This window comes from Pseudomonas sp. 21LCFQ010, from assembly GCF_024129905.1.
GTDB lineage: Bacteria > Pseudomonadota > Gammaproteobacteria > Pseudomonadales > Pseudomonadaceae > Aquipseudomonas.
Genome location: NZ_JAMYDZ010000002.1, coordinates 389742 through 406983, shown reverse-complemented (window position 1 = coordinate 406983; position 17242 = coordinate 389742). Strand labels below are relative to the sequence as shown.

The following is a 17242-nucleotide window of genomic DNA, read 5'->3' as shown; positions in this document are numbered from 1 at the left end:
TTTTTGTTGCAAGCGGATGCTTACTTGTTGATCGCGTCGCTCAGCACTTTGGCTGGTACGAACTTGACAACTTTCTTGGCAGCGATTTCGATGGCAGCGCCAGTCGAAGGGTTGCGGCCAGTGCGAGCCGGACGCTCGCTGACTTTCAGCTTGCCGATACCTGGAAGGGTAATTTCAGCACCGTTTTCCAGTTGATCAGCAACGATCTGGCCCAACTGCTCGAGAGCGTTACGCGCAGTGGTCTTAGGCGCGTCGATAGCGTCTGCGATATCGGCGATCAACTGGTCTTTGGTAAGAGCCATGTAGTGTTCCTTCCCTATAAAATTCATATGGATTGCAGAGTGCGACGTCGGCCATTGGCAGCCACGATCAATCGAGAAATGTAGATACTGAAACCTGAAATTGGTTCGCCAGCACGCACACAAACTGCATGCCTGACGCGCTGAAGTGCGCAGGACGGCGCAAAACTAGCACAGAGCCAAGCAAATATCCGCCTCTGACTTTCCTTTTGGTCAGGTTTTGCGGGCTTTTAAGGCAAAAATAAGTAAAAAAATCTTTGCTGGCTGAAAAACCACCACACCCGGCCATTTTCAGCAGCCCTGCGTTACACTTGCGCGCCTGAGCGTTTTTCATTTTTTTCAGCCGAGACTTCCATGCCGATCCGTCATTGCATCGTCCATTTGATCGACAAGAAACCTGACGGCAGCCCCGCAGTCCTGCATGCCCGCGACTCGGAGCTGGCCGAATCGATGGCCATCGAAAACCTGCTCGCCGACCTCAATGAAAGCTACAACGCCAAACAGGGTAAAGCCTGGGGGCTGTTCCATGGCGAGTCAGGAGCCTATCCGTTCAGTGGCTGGCTGCAAGAGTATCTGGCCGGCAGCAAGGACTTCACCGGGTTCTCGCGCATTGCGGTCGAGCACCTGCAGAAGCTGATGGAGGAATCCAACCTGTCGACCGGCGGCCACGTGCTGTTCGCCCATTATCAGCAAGGCATGACCGAGTACCTGGCCATCGCCCTGCTGCATCACAGCGAAGGTTTAGCGGTCAATGACTCCCTGGACGTCACCCCGTCGCGGCATCTGGACCTGAGCCAGTTGCACCTGGCGGCGCGGATCAACATTTCCGAGTGGCAGAACAACAAGCAGTCCAAGCAGTACATTTCGTTCATCAAAGGCAAGAATGGCAAGAAGGTTTCGGAATACTTCCGCGACTTCATCGGCTGCCAGGAAGGTGTCGACGGCCCCGGCGAAACCCGGACCCTGCTCAAGGCGTTCAGCGATTTTGTCGAAAGCGAAGACCTGCCCGAAGAAGCCACCCGCGAGAAAACCAAGGCACTGGTCGACTACGCCAGCAGCCAGAGCAAACTTGGCGAGCCGATCGGCCTGCAAGAGCTGTCAGAGCTGATCGACGAAGAACGCCCCAAAGCGTTCTACGACCATATCCGCAACAAAGACTACGGCTTGTCGCCAGAGATTCCGGCCGATAAACGGACCCTGAACCAGTTCCGTCGGTTCACCGGCCGCGCCGAAGGCCTGTCGATCAGCTTCGAGGCTCACCTGCTGGGCGATCGTATCGAGTATGACGAAGACGCCGGCACACTGATCATCAAGGGTCTGCCAACCCAGTTGACCGACCAGTTGAAGCGCCGCTGAGCCCATGCTGCAACGCACCCTCAAGAAAGTTGCGCTGATCCTGCTGGTGGTGGTGATCTACCAGAACTGGGGCAAGATCGAACACTTCGTCAACCCGCCGACGGCCAGCGACGCGCAACGCTACAGCCAGGCCAGGGTGGTGATGTACTCGACCCCCTGGTGCGGCTACTGCAAACAGGCGCGGCGCTTTCTCGACAGCCAGGGTATTGCCTTCAAGGAATACGATATCGAGAGTTCGGCAGAAGGCCGCGCGGCTTATCAGGCGCTCGGTGGCCGGGGTATTCCGATGCTGGATGTGAACGGCACACTGCTCCGGGATTTTGCCCCGGAGCAGATTCAGAAGGCATTGCAGTAGGAGAGGCCGGGCGACGCTCCGGTTGCCGGCGAAAGGGCCAGTAAAACCGGCACATCTGCTGTGGATGTGCCGCAGCATTCGTCGGCTAAGCCGACTCCCACCGGGCCGCGCTGTCCTTAACTGATCGGCATTTGTCCTACGGCGTCACGCGTTACAGCGCCACGGCGGCGACGAACGCCGGTCAGCGCCTCTCGATCCTGAAGCCCAGACGCGGGAAGTGCACATGCACGGTCCCGGCGCGCTCATCTTCGCGGCGCAGAATCAGCTCTTCATGGCCGCTGAACACCAGCTCGCCCTCCACCGCATCAACGCCGTAATCGATGGCTCCAATCGCTACGCGATCACCGACAGCCCAGCCATTGGGGTCGCTGAAGCGTTCTGCCGGCACACTAACTGGGGTGGTATTACGAGCCACTTCGATAGCCTCTTGCGCGGTCATGGCGGTCAGCGTGCCGTGGCCGAAGCCTTCAACGCGCTTGAGCCAGGCCAATACGTTCGGGTAATCGTCCACCGCCGCCGCGGTCAACGGCGCCTGACGCAGGAACCACAGCGGGTGAGCCGCCGCGAAGTCGGCAATCGACGGCTCGCCACACAGAAAGTCGCCACTGCGCTGCAATTGCTGCTCCAGCCGCCCCATGATAACCGGCCACTGATGCCTGGCCTGCTCCAGCGGCAGACGCGACGCCGTGCCACCGGCAAACAACCCCGCACGATCAGCCTTGAATGCCTCCACCGCTGCGGCCGGTAATCTGGCAAAACGCTCGGCCAAGACCTCAGGCTGGAACACCTGGGCGACCGCGTGCTGGAACAAGGTGGCATCAGCCCAGGCGGCCAGCCCGGCACCGGTAAACTCGTGACCAATGGGAAACAACGCAGGCGTGGCTTTTTCCTGCTCAAGACGCCGGGCGATCAGTGCCGTATCGCAATAGATATCAGCACCCACTTGCAGCACCGGGGTCTTGCGGTAACCGCCTGTCAAAGCGGTCAGGTCAGGTTTGGGCATGACCGGGGGAATGAACACCGAACGCCATGAAAGCCCCTTGAAGCCCAGCATCAGGCGAGCCTTTTCGGCAAATGGCGAGGCGGGGTAATGGTGCAGGATCAATTCAGACATGGTCGCGTCTCTAGATTGGCGAGCACACAGCTTAGTAGCTCGCGCAACAATCAGCCCAGTGCCTGAACGGGCAATTGCCAGTCCGATCGAGCCAAAGCCTCTTTGGCGCTCTTGCGCAGTTTCTTGATCAGCCGTTCCTGGCGCAGCGCTTCGCCCTTGCTCGGCCAGGACTCGACATAGGCCAGCGCCAGCGCCGGGCTGGAGTGAAAAAAGCGCGCGCCCTTGCCACTCTGATGCTGGATGAAACGACGCTGTGGATCATCGCTGATACCGCAGTACAACGAGCCATTGGCGGCCCGGACCAGATAGACAAACCAGGGCTTGGCCACCGGTGCAACGAGCGGCTCAGACATTGCGCCGGTACGCCTTGAGGCCCTTGTGCGCCTGAGCGCGAATGGCGTTTTGCACCACCGGCGTCCAGCCCAGCAGCAGCCCCTTGGCGCCCAACGCCTGACGCGACCAGCGCCACAGGTCAAAGCTGTCATGGTGCTCGCAGATCTTGCCGTCACGGAACACGAAGCGCGCCTGGATATCATTGACCACGGTACGCCCGGTCTGGCTGAACAGGTAAGTCGCCACCCAGTGCGCCGCGCCGCTGCGCCCGTCGGCGCGCACATTGTCGAAGCTGACTGAAAAGTCTTTGGCACGAGCGGTCAGCATGCGCCACATGTCGCCCGCTTCACGACCACGCAACTCGCCGAACACCGGGTCGCTGAACAGCACATCGTCACTGTAGCAGGCGCTCATGGCCTCGGCGTCCAGCCGGCTGAACGCCTCGTAAAAACGTGTAATCAACGCTATATGGTCCTGGCTTTGCTGCTCATCACTCATCGCTGCGTCTCGTTCAGGAAAAGATCTGTGCACAATAGGCAGCCAATGGCCAGTTGTCATGGGGCAGATCAGACCTTTTCGCAGCTGACCTGGACCTGCAGGTTGCGTCCTGCGCCCAGCGCCGCGATCATCGCGCCAAGACCGAGCACCGCGAAGACCCAGCCGATGGCATCCCAACTGCCGGTCATCTCATGCACCAGCCCCACCGCGAACGGTCCCGCCGAGGCCAGGGTATAGCCAACCCCCTGGGCCATGCTCGACAGGTTGGCGGCGATATGCGAGTTGCCCGAACGCAACACGATCAGCGCCAGCGCCAGGCTGAATGTGCCGCCCTGCCCTACGCCCAGCGCGATAGCCCAGCCCCACAGACCGTCCAGCGAGGCGTACAGGCAACCGAACAATCCCGCCAGAGTCAGCGACATGGCGATGATCACCGCCAGCCGCTGGTCTTTGCAGCGCGCCGCCAGCCCAGGCACGGTCAAGGCGCTGATCACTTGCATCATGATCGAGCCGGACAACAGTAATCCGGCCTGGGTCGGGTCGAGGCCGCGGCCGATCAGCACAGAAGGCAACCAGCCGAAGACAATGTAGGACAGCGATGACTGCAGGCCCATGTACAGAGTCACCTGCCAGGCCAACGGATCACGCCATAGCCCCTTGACCCGATAACGGGCTTGTTGCACGGCATGCCGGGCACGGGTCTGTGGCCACCAGAGCACGGCGGCAATCAGTGCCGGTACACACCAGACACCAAGACTGATAGCCCAGCTGTTATCAAAACGGTGGCTCAGCGGCACGCTGCTGGCGGCGGCCAGCGCTGCACCCAGGCACAGCGCCATGGTGTAAACGCCGGTCATGGTACCGGCTTGTCTGGGAAAATCGCGCTTGACGATGCCAGGCAGCAGCACGCCGATGACGCCGATACTTGCGCCGGCCAACAGGCTACCGGCAAATAGCCCGAATACCCCCAGATGACTGCGCAGCAGGATGCCTGCTGCCAGTAACAACAACACCCATAACACCACTTGCTCGCTACCGAAACGCCGGGCCAGCAGCGGAGCAAGCGGGGCGAACAGGCCCAGGCACAACACCGGCAGGGTGGTCAGCAGGCCAGCATCGGCCGCAGACAACCCCAATGCCACAGACACGTCATTGAGCAATGGCGCGATACTCGACAACGCAGGACGCAGGTTCAGCGCCACCAGCACCAGCCCCAGCAGCAACAGCCAAGTGCGCGCCGGCTGCGGCGCAGGCGTCAGTGTTACGGTCTCGGTCAGGGTATCGGGGCGGTCGTGGGGCGGCTGGGCGGTCATTGAATCCTCAGGCATCAGGTAACACCCCTTGGCAGAAGGGGGCAGTATCCTGTTGGAGGGGCGCGAAGATTACAAGGTTCAGCCGGCTGGAGCTTGGGTTGCGGGGCGAAAAAAAACCCGGGCATCAGGCCCGGGTTCTTTATCGCTCAAGCGCCGATCAATGAATGATCTGGCTCAGGAACAGGCGGGTACGGTCGCTTTGCGGGTTGTCGAAGAAGTCGTCAGGTGCAGCCTGTTCGACGATTTCGCCGCGGTCCATGAAGATCACGCGGTTGGCCACGGTCCGGGCAAAGCCCATTTCGTGGGTTACGCAAAGCATGGTCATGCCCTCTTCGGCCAGGCTGACCATGGTGTCGAGCACTTCCTTGACCATTTCCGGGTCGAGTGCCGAGGTTGGCTCGTCGAACAGCATGATTTTCGGTTTCATGCACAAGGCGCGGGCGATCGCCACACGCTGCTGCTGACCGCCAGAGAGCTGGCCCGGATACTTGTTGGCCTGCTCCGGGATACGCACACGCTGCAGGTAGTGCATGGCGATCTCTTCGGCTTCCTTCTTCGGCATCTTGCGTACCCACATCGGTGCCAGGGTGCAGTTCTGCAGAATGGTCAGGTGCGGGAACAGGTTGAAGTGCTGGAACACCATGCCCACCTCACGGCGGATGGTTTCGATCTGCCGCAGGTCCGAGGTCAGCTCGGTGCCGTCAACGATGATCCGGCCCTGCTGGTGTTCTTCCAGACGGTTGATGCAGCGAATGGTGGTGGACTTGCCCGAACCGGACGGGCCGCACAGCACGATACGCTCGCCCTGGCGAACATTGAGGTTGATGTCCTTGAGCACATGGAACTGGCCATACCACTTGTGCACGCCTTCCAGGCGGATCATGCCTTCAGCGCCCAGAGGCTTTTTGACTGCTTCACTCATCACGAAACTCCTAACGCTTGTGGCCAGTGTCCAGCTTGCGCTCCAGATGCATGGAGTAGCGGGACATACCGAAACAGAAAATCCAGAACACCAGGGCCGCGAACACGTAGCCCTCGGTCGCCATGCCCAGCCAGGTCGGGTCGGCCGCAGCCTGCTTGACGCTGTTGAGCAGGTCGAACAGACCGATGATGATCACCAGGCTTGTGTCTTTGAACAGGGCAATGAAGGTGTTGACGATGCCGGGAATCACCAGCTTCAGGGCTTGCGGCAGAATCACCAGGCCCATCGCGCGCCAGTAGCCCAGGCCCATGGCCGCAGCGGCTTCATACTGGCCCTTGGGAATGGCCTGCATGCCACCGCGCACCACCTCGGCGATGTACGCCGACTGGAACAGGATCACGCCGATCAGCGCCCGCAGCAGCTTGTCGAAGTTCATGCCTTCAGGCAGGAACAGCGGCAGCATCACCGAGGACATGAACAGCACGGTGATCAGCGGCACGCCACGCCAGAACTCGATGAAGGTCACGCAGACCACCTTCACCGCCGGCATGTTCGAACGCCGCCCCAGCGCCAGCAGGATACCCAGCGGCAAAGCACCGGCGATACCCACCGTGGCGATCACCAGGGTCAGCATCAGGCCGCCCCACTGGCTGGTCGGTACGGTGCTCAGACCGAACGCACCGCCGTGCAGCAGGTAGAAGGCAATGATCGGGTACAGCACCAGGAAGCTCAGGCCGTAGACCACCTTGCGCGGCACGGCCTTGATGAACAGCGGCGCGATACCGACGATGGCCAGAATCACGGTCAGGTCGACACGCCAGCGTTGGTCGCTGGGGAAGTAACCGTACATGAACTGCCCGAAGCGCTGCTCGATGAACACCCAGCAGGCGCCCGCCTTGGTGCAGTCGGCGCGGGTTGTGCCGCTCCAGTTCGCATCCAGAATGGCCCAGTTGATGATCGGTGGCAGAATCAGCCAGACCAGATACAGCGAAAACAGCGTCAGCAGCGTGTTGAACCAGCTTGAAAACAGGTTCGAACGCATCCAGCCGATCACCCCGACAGTGGCCTTGGGTGGCGCCAGATTAGGTTTGAAAATATGTGTGCTCATGCGCGTTTCCTCACCGCTCGATCAGCGCAATGCGCTTGTTGTACCAGTTCATCAGCAGAGAAATGCTGATGCTGATTGCCAGGTACACGCTCATGGTGATGGCAATGACCTCGATGGCCTGACCGGTCTGGTTCAGCACGGTTCCTGCGAACAGCGAGACCATCTCCGGATAGCCGATACCGGCCGCCAGCGACGAGTTCTTCACCAGGTTCAGGTATTGGCTGGTCAGCGGCGGAATGATCACCCGCAGTGCCTGGGGAATGATCACCTTGCGCAGGGTCGGACCAGGACGCAGCCCAAGCGAGCGAGCCGCCTCGGTCTGGCCGTGGCTCACCGACTTGATGCCCGACCGCACGATCTCGGCGATAAACGCCGCGGTATATACGGTCAGGGCCAGAGTCAGGGCCAGCAGTTCAGGGATCAGGACCCAGCCGCCGACAAAGTTGAAACCGCGCAGCTCAGGCATTTCCCAGTGCACGGGCACGCCGAATACCAGCATGCTCAGGCCGGGAATGGCCAGCAGGATGGCAAGGCCGGCCCAGAACTTGTGGAACGGCTCGCCGGTCAGTTCGAAGCGCTTGTTGGCCCAGCGGGTCATCAGGACAGTGGCGATCACCGCCACCACCAGGCTGACCACAAAGGCGGTCATGCCTTCGGCCGCCAGGGCTCTTGGCATGTTCACGCCGCGGCTGCTGACATAGAACATGTCGAGGTAGCCATGGGCATTGCGTGGCCCGGGCAGGGTCAGGAATACCGCGAAGTACCAGAACAGAATCTGCAGCAAGGGCGGAATGTTACGGAAAACCTCGACGTAGACAGTTGCCAGCTTGTTGACCATCCAGTTGGGCGACAGGCGGGCGATACCGATGACGAACCCCAGCAGGGTCGCCAGAATGATGCCGATAAACGATACCAGCAAGGTGTTGAGCAATCCGATCACGAAGACCCGGGCGTAGCTGTCCGCTTCGGTGTAGTCGATCAGGTGCTGGGCGATGCCGAAGCCGGCACTGCGCTCCAGAAAGCCGAAACCAGAGGTGATGCCACGGTGTTCCAGGTTGGTCTGGGTGTTATCGAAGAGAAACCAGCCCAGGGAGATCACCGCTACGACGGTGATGATCTGGAATAGCCAGGCGCGCACTTTGGGGTCGCTCAGGGTGAGCTTTTGTTTAGGTGCGTCGATTTTATTCTGCATGAAATGCCCCGGAATAAATAAACATTACAAGACGCCCGACCACCTCTTCAGGTGGTCGGGCGCTGGGTCATATCAGCGGATCGGTGGAGCGTACTGGATGCCGCCCTGGTTCCACAGAGCGTTCAGGCCACGCTTGATTTTCAGCGGGGTGGTTTCGCCCAGGTTGCGCTCGAAGACTTCGCCGTAGTTACCAACCTGCTTGACGATCTTCACTACCCAGTCTTTTGGCAGTTTCAGGTCTTTGCCGTACTCGCCGTCAGCACCGAGCATACGGGCAACATCAGGGTTTTTGGTCGACTTGGCTTCAGCTTCGACGTTCTTGGAGGTCACACCGGCCTCTTCGGCGTTGAGCATGGCGAACAGGGTCCACTTGACGATGGAGAACCACTCTTCGTCGCCTTTACGCACGACCGGGCCCAGAGGCTCCTTGGAAATGACTTCCGGCAGTACGACGTAGGACTCCGGGCTGGCCAGCTTGCTGCGCTGTGCGTACAGCTGCGACTGGTCGGAGGTCAGCACGTCGCAACGGCCGCTTTCCAGCGACTTGGCGCTTTCGTCGGAGGTGTCGAAAGTGATCGGGGTGTACTTCAGGCCGTTGGAGCGGAAGTAGTCGGAGACGTTCAGCTCGGTGGTGGTACCGGCCTGGATGCACACGGTGGCGCCGTCCAGTTCCTTGGCGCTCTTGACGCCCAGTTTGTTGTTTACCAGGAAGCCGATGCCGTCGTAGTAGGTCACGCCGGCGAACACCAGGCCCATGCCTGAGTCGCGCGAGCTGGTCCAGGTGGTGTTACGCGACAGAATGTCGACTTCACCCGATTGCAGGGCGGTGAAACGCTCCTTGGCGTTCAGCTGGCTGAACTTGACCTTGGTGGCGTCACCGAACACGGCAGCCGCTACTGCGCGGCAGACGTCCGCATCGATACCGGTGATGGTGCCCTTGGCATCAGGAACGGAGAAGCCTGGCAGACCATCACTGACGCCGCACTGTACGAAGCCTTTCTTGACCACCGCATCGAGGGTTGCGCCAGCATTGGCTGCACCGGTTACACCCAGTGCGGCTACAGCAGTCACTACAGCCAGCGTGGATTTCAACATCTTCATTCATAACCTCCGGATTGCTCTTTGTTGTTTGGAGCTTCAGTCACGTCGCACCCTTGTGAGGCATCAATGACCCGTGTTGGCTTGTTTTTGGGTCATGCGACGTTGGGTCTGTTCATGTGGGCTCAGGATCTCCCTGGCACCGCCTGTAACCGTTACCCGCAGTCCCGCGGACCAAAGCTCCCTGATTGTTCCGTAGCTGTGCTGCGGAATGAATCTTGCCGACAGTCCTGTAGCTGGGATTGCCGTGCGACGCTCGACGGTAAAGCTAATAGCAAAATAGTGTTACCGGTCGACGTGAGCACTCTGACTCCGCATGATGCATAGCAAACCGCGTACCAGACCGCTCGCCGGGTCGATAAACAAACAGGTCAAGACCAAAAGTTGTAACCTTGCGACATCTTCGTTCAGATTTGACAGACGCTCGCCGCACCACGCACCTATTCAATGCACATCAAAATGCGGCGCGCACAATTTCGGAGCACACATGACTACACCGCTGATCCTTGAGCCTTCCCGCCAGGCCGATGCCTGCGTCATCTGGTTGCACGGCCTGGGCGCCGACCGGCATGACTTCGAGCCGGTCGCACAGGCGCTGCAAACCACACTGGGCAGTACCCGTTTCGTGTTACCGCAGGCGCCACACCGCCCCGTTACCATCAACGGCGGTTACCAGATGCCCAGTTGGTACGACATCATTGCCATGAGCCCGGCCCGGGCGATCAGTCACGAAGAGCTGGAAATTTCGGCGCAGACCGTGATGGACCTGATCGAGGCGCAGCGTGACAGCGGCATCGACCCGGCGCGGATTTTCCTGGCCGGCTTCTCGCAAGGCGGCGCGGTCGTGCTGCACACCGCCTATCGCCGCTGGCAGGGGCCGCTGGGCGGTGTTCTGGCGCTTTCGACCTACGCCCCCACCTTCAGCGACGGCATGAGCGTGTCGGCCAGCCAGCAACGGATCCCGGCCTATTGCCTGCACGGTTACCACGATGAGGTGGTGCTCAATGCCATGGGCCGCACCGCCTACGAGTATCTGCAATCACTTGGGGTCGATGCCCAATGGCAGGAATACCCGATGGGCCATCAGGTGTTACCGCAGGAGATTGCCGACATCCAGACCTGGCTGAGCGCAAGACTGGGGTAACACCGCCTGAGGTCTGTTGCCACTACGCCGAGCCAGCAACTTGCTTTACACTGCTCGGCGTACATTCCTTGACCAACTGACGAGATGACCGTGCTCAAAGCACTCAAGAAGATGTTCGGTAAAAGCGAGGCTGAGCCGCTCGCGCCTGTGCCGACAACATCCAGTTCCGCTGCCGTGATCAGCACTGAAAGCCACCCAGCCCGAACTGCCGCGCCGCAGCCGGCCAACCCCCAGGACAGCACCCAGGCCCCACCACGCCCGGTGCGGGCAGACAAACCCCGTGCAGACAAACCTGCCGAGGACAAGGCAGTGGCGAAGCCGCGCGCCGAACGCCAGCGCCCGGCCCGCAAACCCAAGCCCGTCGACACCTGGAAGCCTGAAGATTTCGTTGTCGAACCTCAGGAGGGCAAGACCCGCTTCCACGACTTCAAGCTCGCCCCGTCGCTGATGCACGCCATTCACGATCTGGGCTTTCCTTATTGCACCCCGATCCAGGCCGGCGTTCTGGGTTATACCCTCAAGGGTCAGGACGCTATTGGTCGGGCCCAGACCGGCACCGGCAAGACCGCAGCCTTTCTGATTTCGACCATTACCCAGCTGCTGCAGACCCCAGCGCCCAAAGAGCGCTACATGGGCGAGCCGCGCGCGCTGATCATCGCCCCGACCCGCGAGCTGGTGGTCCAGATCGCCAAGGACGCTGCGGCGCTGACCCGCTACACCGGGCTGAACGTGATGACCTTCGTCGGCGGCATGGACTTCGACAAGCAGCTCAAGCAGCTCGAAGCGCGCTTTTGCGACATTCTGGTCGCCACTCCGGGCCGTCTGCTGGACTTCAATCAGCGTGGCGAAGTGCATCTGGACATGGTCGAAGTCATGGTCCTCGACGAGGCTGACCGCATGCTCGACATGGGTTTCATTCCCCAGGTCCGCCAGATCATCCGCCAGACGCCGCCCAAGAGCGAACGCCAGACCCTGCTGTTTTCGGCCACCTTCACCGATGACGTGATGAACCTGGCCAGGCAGTGGACCACTGACCCGGCGATTGTCGAGATCGAGGCCGAGGGCGTGGCCAATGCCAATGTCGAGCAGCATGTGTATGCGGTGGCTGCGGCCGACAAGTACAAGCTGCTGTACAACCTGGTCAGCGACAATGGCTGGGAGCGGGTGATGGTGTTTGCCAACCGCAAGGATGAGGTACGCCGTATCGAGGAGCGCCTGGTGCGCGATGGCGTGAATGCTGCGCAGTTGTCCGGTGATGTGCCGCAGCACAAGCGGATCAAGACGCTGGAGGGGTTTCGCGAGGGCAAGATTCGTGTGTTGGTCGCCACCGATGTGGCAGGTCGGGGGATTCACATCGACGGTATCAGCCATGTGATCAACTTCACCTTGCCTGAGGTCCCGGATGATTATGTGCACCGTATCGGTCGTACAGGCCGGGCCGGTGCCGAGGGTGTATCGATCAGTTTTGCCGGTGAGGATGATTCGTACCAGTTGCCGGCGATCGAGGAAAAGCTGGGGCGCAAGATCAGTTGCGAGATGCCGCCGACCGAACTGCTGCGGGCAGTGGAGCGTAAGCGCTCCTGATTCGAACGTTACGTAGGAGCGGCTTCAGCCGCGAAGACAACTGCGAAGACCTTTCGGTCGATGCAAGATTGTTTGCCGCGGTTGCCTGGGCTGCGGGTTCCGCCCCGACGGGCGGGTCACTTTGGGGCGCCAAAGTGACCAAAACGCTTGCTCCGGCTAGTCCCGCTTCAAGCGGGATTCCCTCGCTCCGGCGCCGATTTGGCGGTCGGCGCGATGGGCGTCCTGCCCAGCGCACCTGCTCCTGATATCAAGAGCAGCGACATCCATGTCGGTTTCCCCACCCAATCGACACCTACTCTCGGCCAGCGCCAATCGTCGCGTTCGGCGTCGTCTTTACTATCTCGGCTCGAAGAGCAAAAGCGAAGCACCGCAATGGCAACGATGGACTGAAGCCAGACCTATATTCTTTTGGAATACTTCTGCCAGGACGAAACACCACGCCTACCAGCGCTTCGCAGCCTCTTCATCACTACTACGCCCATCCACCCAGCGCTGCCCTTGCGGCGTGGTTTCGCGTTTCCAGAACGGTGCGCGGGTCTTGAGGTAGTCCATGATGAATTCGCAAGCCTCAAACGCCGCCTGACGGTGGGCGCTGGTGACGCCGACGAAGACGATCGGTTCGCCCGGCTCGAGGTTGCCGACCCGGTGCAGCACTTCAACGCCCAGCAGCGGCCAGCGTTGCCGCGCCTGGTCGACGATCTTGCCCAGCGCCTTTTCAGTCATGCCGGGGTAGTGCTCCAGGAACATCCCCGACACCTCCAGGCCCTCGTTGAAGTCGCGCACGTAGCCCACGAAGCTGACCACCGCCCCAACCCCACGATTGGCCGCATGCAACGCGTTGACCTCGGCGCCAGGATCAAAGGTCGCGGCCTGGACACGAACACTCATGTTCAGCCTCCGGTTACCGGTGGAAAGAACGCCAGTTCATCGCCATCCTGAACCGGTTCGGCCAGGGAGCAGAGTTCCTGATTACGGGCGCACATCACCCCCGCTTCGCCCAGCACCTGCCAGACGCCATCACGGGCCAGCAAGTGCTGACGCACGGCATCGAGGCTGGAGAAGTCGCCGGCGAGCTGTTCACTGTCGCGCCCCAGCACCTCACGGTAGCGGGCGAAGTACTGCACGGTCAGGCTCATTGTTCAGACTCCTGATCCGCCACGAAGTGGCCACTCTTGCCGCCGAGTTTTTCCAGCAGCCGCACCGCCTCGATGACCATGCCGCGGTCCACCGCCTTGCACATGTCATAAATGGTCAGCGCCGCCACACTGGCGGCGGTGAGCGCTTCCATTTCCACCCCGGTCTGCCCGGACAGCTTGCAGCGGCTGGTGATCAGTACCGCGTCCGCACCCTCGGCCTGCAACTCGACCTTGACGCCGGTCAGCATCAATGGATGGCAGAGAGGGATCAGGTCACTGGTCTTTTTCGCCGCCTGGATACCGGCAATACGCGCAACGGCGAACACATCGCCCTTGGGATGGCCGCCGGCGACGATCATTTGCAGGGTCGATGGCAACATGCGCACCCGCGCCTGGGCCACCGCTTCGCGGAAGGTCACTGCCTTGTCGGTCACATCGACCATATTGGCGCGACCTTGGGAATCTAGATGAGTCAGCACAACCTTCACTCCGGAACAGGAGTGAAGATTGTAAACCCAAATGCTGCGACTCATGAGGTAGGAGCGAGCTTGCTCGCGAAAGCAGACAGCACATTCGTGGCGCCTGGTGAATTCGCGAGCAAGGCGGATCGCCGCCCGCTCGCTCCAACTGCTACAGATGGCTCTCGGCGTATTCGGCGAGGATCGAGCGTGGCACCCCTTGCAGGGTGATGTGCACGCCATTGGGGAAATCCTTGAAGCGCTCCGTCAGGTAGGTCAGCCCCGAACTGGTGGCCGACAGGTAAGGGGTGTCGATCTGTGCCAGGTTGCCCAGGCAGACCACTTTGGAACCGGCACCGGCACGGGTGATGATGGTCTTGATCTGGTGCGGGGTCAGGTTCTGGCATTCATCGATCAGGATCAGGCTCTGCTGAAAGCTGCGACCACGGATGTAATTGAGGGATTTGAACTGCAGTGGCACTTTGCTAAGGATGTAATCGACGCTGCCATGGGTGTTTTCGTCCTCCATGTGCAAGGCTTCGAGGTTGTCGGTGATGGCGCCCAGCCAGGGTTCCATTTTCTCGGCCTCGGTGCCGGGCAGGAAGCCGATTTCCTGGTCCAGACCCTGCACGCTGCGGGTGGCGATGATGCGCCGGTAGCGCTTGGTGACCATGGTCTGTTCGATGGCGGCGGCCAGGGCCAGGATGGTTTTGCCGGAGCCGGCGGCGCCGGACAGGTTGACCAGGTGAATGTCCGGGTCCAGCAATGCAAACAGCGCCAGGGCCTGGTAGATATCACGTGGTTTGAGGCCCCAGGCTTCCTGATGCAGCAGCGGCTCCTGATGCATGTCGAGGATGATCAGTTCGTCATTCTTGACGCCCTTGACCCAGCCCACGAAGCCTTGCTCATCGATGATGAACTCGTTCATGTGCACTTGCGGCAGGTTTTCGTTCAGTTGTACCCGGTGCCAGGTGCGGCCGTGGTCCTGACGGGTTTCGACCTTGTTGACCCGCTCCCAGAACGAGCCGCTGAGTTCGTGATAGCCGCGTGACAGCAGCGAGACGTCATCGACCAGTTGGTCGGTGCTGTAGTCCTCGGCGGCAATGCCACAGGCGCGCGCCTTGAGGCGCATATTGATGTCTTTGGTGACCAGCACGACCGAGCGGTCCTTGCGACGTGCGTGCAGATCAATCAACTGGTTGATGATGATGTTGTCGTTGAGATGCTCGGGCAGCGGACTGCTGGACTCCTCGCGCTTGCTCATCAGGATCGACAGACTGCCTTTGAAAATACCGGTACCACGGTCGATGGGCACGCCCTTCTCGACATCCTCGGGTGAGGCTTCACCGAGGGTCTTGTCGATCAGGCGAATGGCCTGGCGGCACTCGGCAGCGACCGAATGCTTGCCATCCTTGAGCTTGTCCAGCTCCTCCAGGACGGTCATGGGGATGGCGACGTGATGTTCTTCGAAATTCAGCAGAGCGTTCGGATCATGGATCAATACGTTGGTATCGAGCACGTAAAGGATAGGCTGGTTGTTGGAGGGGCTGCGTCCGTGATCATCCATACTCGCTCACCTTTATAGAAGCCAGGCAGCACGGTCTCAATGGGTCACCGTGCCACGGGAAGGCCGCCGAGCGCTGTCCTTGAGGCAGGACAGCAAGCGCTCAAGGTGGGTCTTGTCTGACGCCACCTGTGTTGCAGGTTTCGGCGGTCTGACTCAGGTAATACCGCAAAACAGATGACAGAAAAAAGTACTTTGACAGTTTTTTGAAGTTTATTTCACAGGGTGACCAATAGCGCTTGGCGCAGGGCCATCAGCCCGTTACAGTCGCTAATTGAGTGCATCCGGGTCAGCCTCGCCAGCGGGCATCTGCATCTGTCCCGGCTCGATCCGCTGTACCGGTCCGGCGCCCGCCGGCCCTGGCTCAGAAGGCGTTGGTTGTTGAGGCTGCGGCTCCTGCGGTGCCTGTGCAGGCTGCTCCTGATCCGTTGGCTGCTCTTCAGACGTCTGCTGCTCTTGCAGCGCCCGCTGTTCTTCGAGTTCCTGCTGCTCTTTGGCCCGCAGCGCTTCCTGCAAATGCCGCTCCTGAGCCTCCAGCGCTTGCTGCTCCTGCTGCTGCGCGTCCTCTGGCGCTCGCTCGATCGTGCGGCAGTCTTCCCAGGTCAGCTCACTCTGTGCGCTATTGGCCAGCAACAATGGCAAGGCCGACTGAGCGCGGTTACCGGTGTCATGGAACACCACCGTGCCTTTGCGCCAGAGCAGCATCAGGGTCTGTACCCGGTCGCTGATCTGCGCCGAATTCAGCCGGCCCAGGTTGTCCTGGGCATCAATGGTCCATAACGAGACCCGCAGATCCTGTGCACGGAAGAACTCGCCGCTGTCCGGGCGTCGATGGCCATAAGGCGGACGAAACAGCGGCACCATGCTGTCGGGCAGAATGCGCTCGACCAGGTCGGCGCTGCGTTGCACCGAACCTTGCCAGTCACGCCACTGGCTATGCGAGCGATACTCCCAGCCCTGAATCCCGACGCATTGCTGGCGATACAGATTTTGCAAGGCAGCGGCCGAACTGCTGTTCAAACGTGCTTGCAAGGGTTTGCCGAGGACAAAGAAGGTGGCGGTCATCTTCTGCTGGCGCATGAAGTCCGCCAGCCAGTCGGTGTCGCCATTGACAGGGCTCGGCCCGCCTTCGAAGTTGAGCATGAAGGACCGGTCAGGCATGTCGTCACCGGTCAGCTCATCGGAGTTGTAGCGGGCGATCTCGCTGCTGGTCTGGGGAAACAGGGCCGCCTTGTAGAGCAATTCGTCGAGATACTGGCGGTGGAACAGTGCGCTCGGTGCCCCCCAGGCGGCATAGAAGGAATCGGGCGCGATGCTGAATTCCTCGGCGCGCTGGCGCAGTTGCTCCATGTCCTGGGCATAGACACAGAAGTTGGCATCGGTGGTGCAACTCACCCGCGCCTGACGAAAGTTATCCAGCAGGCGCACCCACAACCGGTGGCGCAGCAGATTGATCGACGCCATGTTCACGTAGCGCAGCCCCAGACGGGCTTTCAAGGCTTCCTCGTCCTGCTGCTCGCTGAGCCACAAGGCACGCGCGAAACCGAGAATCTCGGCCCGTGAGGCCACATCGAACAGGGCAGGGCTTTCCAGGCGCTCGGGCCAGATGCTGCGATCGATCAGGGCCACATCCGGGACCGCCGCATGAACCTTGACGCCCAACAGACACGCGAAAACTGCCAGAACGATACGCAAACCCTGTGCTCCCTCGATTTTAATGCTGACGGCGATCCAGGCGGCACTATAGCCGATTGAGCGGCAGCGTTAA

General features: G+C 60.6%; 18 protein-coding genes and 1 pseudogene. 4 read left to right on the top strand and 15 right to left on the bottom strand.

The genetic code is table 11. The annotated features are described in order from the left end of the window. Positions 1 to 20: 20 nt before the first annotated feature. Together NJC38_RS04715 and NJC38_RS04710 are read right to left on the bottom strand one after the other, a co-directional pair. Positions 21 to 302 (bottom strand): HU family DNA-binding protein, encoded by a 282-nt coding sequence (locus NJC38_RS04715; protein WP_045482913.1) that lies wholly within the window; start codon positions 300 to 302, stop codon positions 21 to 23. A 67-nt stretch (positions 303 to 369) separates the two neighbouring features. Then, complete coding sequence (locus NJC38_RS04710) at positions 370 to 633, bottom strand: hypothetical protein (RefSeq protein WP_253111800.1); 264 nt, start codon at positions 631 to 633, stop codon at positions 370 to 372. 20 nt (positions 634 to 653) lie between these two features. Here NJC38_RS04710 and yejK point away from each other — a divergent pair, with 20 nt between their 5' ends. Beyond that, complete coding sequence (gene yejK, locus NJC38_RS04705; protein ID WP_253111799.1) at positions 654 to 1655, top strand: nucleoid-associated protein YejK; 1002 nt, start codon at positions 654 to 656, stop codon at positions 1653 to 1655. 4 nt (positions 1656 to 1659) lie between these two features. After that, complete coding sequence (locus NJC38_RS04700) at positions 1660 to 2010, top strand: glutaredoxin domain-containing protein (protein ID WP_253111798.1); 351 nt, start codon at positions 1660 to 1662, stop codon at positions 2008 to 2010. A 181-nt stretch (positions 2011 to 2191) separates the two neighbouring features. Here NJC38_RS04700 and NJC38_RS04695 read toward each other — a convergent pair whose 3' ends face one another. From NJC38_RS04695 to NJC38_RS04660, 8 genes are all read right to left on the bottom strand, one after another. After that, the gene (locus NJC38_RS04695) at positions 2192 to 3124 is read right to left on the bottom strand and encodes a glutathione S-transferase N-terminal domain-containing protein (RefSeq protein WP_253111797.1); all 933 of its coding nucleotides are present in this window, start codon (positions 3122 to 3124) and stop codon (positions 2192 to 2194) included. A 50-nt stretch (positions 3125 to 3174) separates the two neighbouring features. Next, on the bottom strand, positions 3175 to 3477 hold the full coding sequence (locus NJC38_RS04690; protein WP_253111796.1) for a GIY-YIG nuclease family protein: 303 nt from the start codon (positions 3475 to 3477) through the stop codon (positions 3175 to 3177). Continuing rightward, on the bottom strand, positions 3470 to 3955 hold the full coding sequence (locus NJC38_RS04685; RefSeq protein WP_253111795.1) for a nuclear transport factor 2 family protein: 486 nt from the start codon (positions 3953 to 3955) through the stop codon (positions 3470 to 3472). The genes NJC38_RS04690 and NJC38_RS04685 overlap by 8 nt, the downstream gene beginning before the upstream one ends. Positions 3956 to 4023: 68 nt before the next feature. Then, the gene (locus NJC38_RS04680; protein WP_306456397.1) at positions 4024 to 5283 is read right to left on the bottom strand and encodes an MFS transporter; all 1260 of its coding nucleotides are present in this window, start codon (positions 5281 to 5283) and stop codon (positions 4024 to 4026) included. 142 nt (positions 5284 to 5425) lie between these two features. After that, positions 5426 to 6190: an amino acid ABC transporter ATP-binding protein gene (locus NJC38_RS04675; protein ID WP_045482932.1), complete on the bottom strand. Its 765-nt coding sequence runs from the start codon at positions 6188 to 6190 to the stop codon at positions 5426 to 5428. Positions 6191 to 6200: 10 nt separating this feature from the next. Beyond that, the gene (locus NJC38_RS04670; protein ID WP_253111794.1) at positions 6201 to 7298 is read right to left on the bottom strand and encodes an amino acid ABC transporter permease; all 1098 of its coding nucleotides are present in this window, start codon (positions 7296 to 7298) and stop codon (positions 6201 to 6203) included. Between the two features lie 10 nt (positions 7299 to 7308). Further along, positions 7309 to 8490 carry an amino acid ABC transporter permease gene (locus NJC38_RS04665; protein WP_253111793.1) on the bottom strand — a complete coding sequence of 394 codons (1182 nt, stop codon included), beginning with the start codon at positions 8488 to 8490 and terminating at the stop codon, positions 7309 to 7311. 72 nt (positions 8491 to 8562) lie between these two features. Beyond that, positions 8563 to 9591: an amino acid ABC transporter substrate-binding protein gene (locus NJC38_RS04660; protein WP_045482940.1), complete on the bottom strand. Its 1029-nt coding sequence runs from the start codon at positions 9589 to 9591 to the stop codon at positions 8563 to 8565. Positions 9592 to 10075: 484 nt separating this feature from the next. Here NJC38_RS04660 and NJC38_RS04655 point away from each other — a divergent pair, with 484 nt between their 5' ends. Both NJC38_RS04655 and rhlB read left to right on the top strand, forming a co-directional pair. Then, positions 10076 to 10732 carry an alpha/beta fold hydrolase gene (locus tag NJC38_RS04655; RefSeq protein ID WP_045482943.1) on the top strand — a complete coding sequence of 219 codons (657 nt, stop codon included), beginning with the start codon at positions 10076 to 10078 and terminating at the stop codon, positions 10730 to 10732. Positions 10733 to 10816: 84 nt separating this feature from the next. Continuing rightward, a complete protein-coding gene (gene rhlB / locus NJC38_RS04650; protein ID WP_253111792.1) occupies positions 10817 to 12316 on the top strand; it encodes an ATP-dependent RNA helicase RhlB in 1500 nt (499 codons plus the stop codon). A gap of 441 nt (positions 12317 to 12757) precedes the next feature. Here rhlB and moaE read toward each other — a convergent pair whose 3' ends face one another. The 5 genes and pseudogenes from moaE to NJC38_RS04625 form a co-directional block, all read right to left on the bottom strand. Next, the gene (moaE, locus tag NJC38_RS04645) at positions 12758 to 13204 is read right to left on the bottom strand and encodes a molybdopterin synthase catalytic subunit MoaE (RefSeq protein WP_253111791.1); all 447 of its coding nucleotides are present in this window, start codon (positions 13202 to 13204) and stop codon (positions 12758 to 12760) included. Positions 13205 to 13206: 2 nt separating this feature from the next. After that, positions 13207 to 13452: a MoaD/ThiS family protein gene (locus NJC38_RS04640; RefSeq protein WP_045482953.1), complete on the bottom strand. Its 246-nt coding sequence runs from the start codon at positions 13450 to 13452 to the stop codon at positions 13207 to 13209. Continuing rightward, complete coding sequence (gene moaC / locus NJC38_RS04635; RefSeq protein ID WP_253111790.1) at positions 13449 to 13931, bottom strand: cyclic pyranopterin monophosphate synthase MoaC; 483 nt, start codon at positions 13929 to 13931, stop codon at positions 13449 to 13451. The genes NJC38_RS04640 and moaC overlap by 4 nt, the downstream gene beginning before the upstream one ends. Before the next feature lie 151 nt (positions 13932 to 14082). After that, positions 14083 to 15477, bottom strand: coding sequence for a PhoH family protein (locus NJC38_RS04630; RefSeq protein ID WP_045482957.1), 1395 nt, complete (start codon positions 15475 to 15477; stop codon positions 14083 to 14085). Between the two features lie 564 nt (positions 15478 to 16041). Further along, positions 16042 to 17169 (bottom strand): annotated as a pseudogene (locus NJC38_RS04625) (polysaccharide deacetylase family protein); the annotation flags it as partial. Positions 17170 to 17242 lie beyond the last annotated feature (73 nt).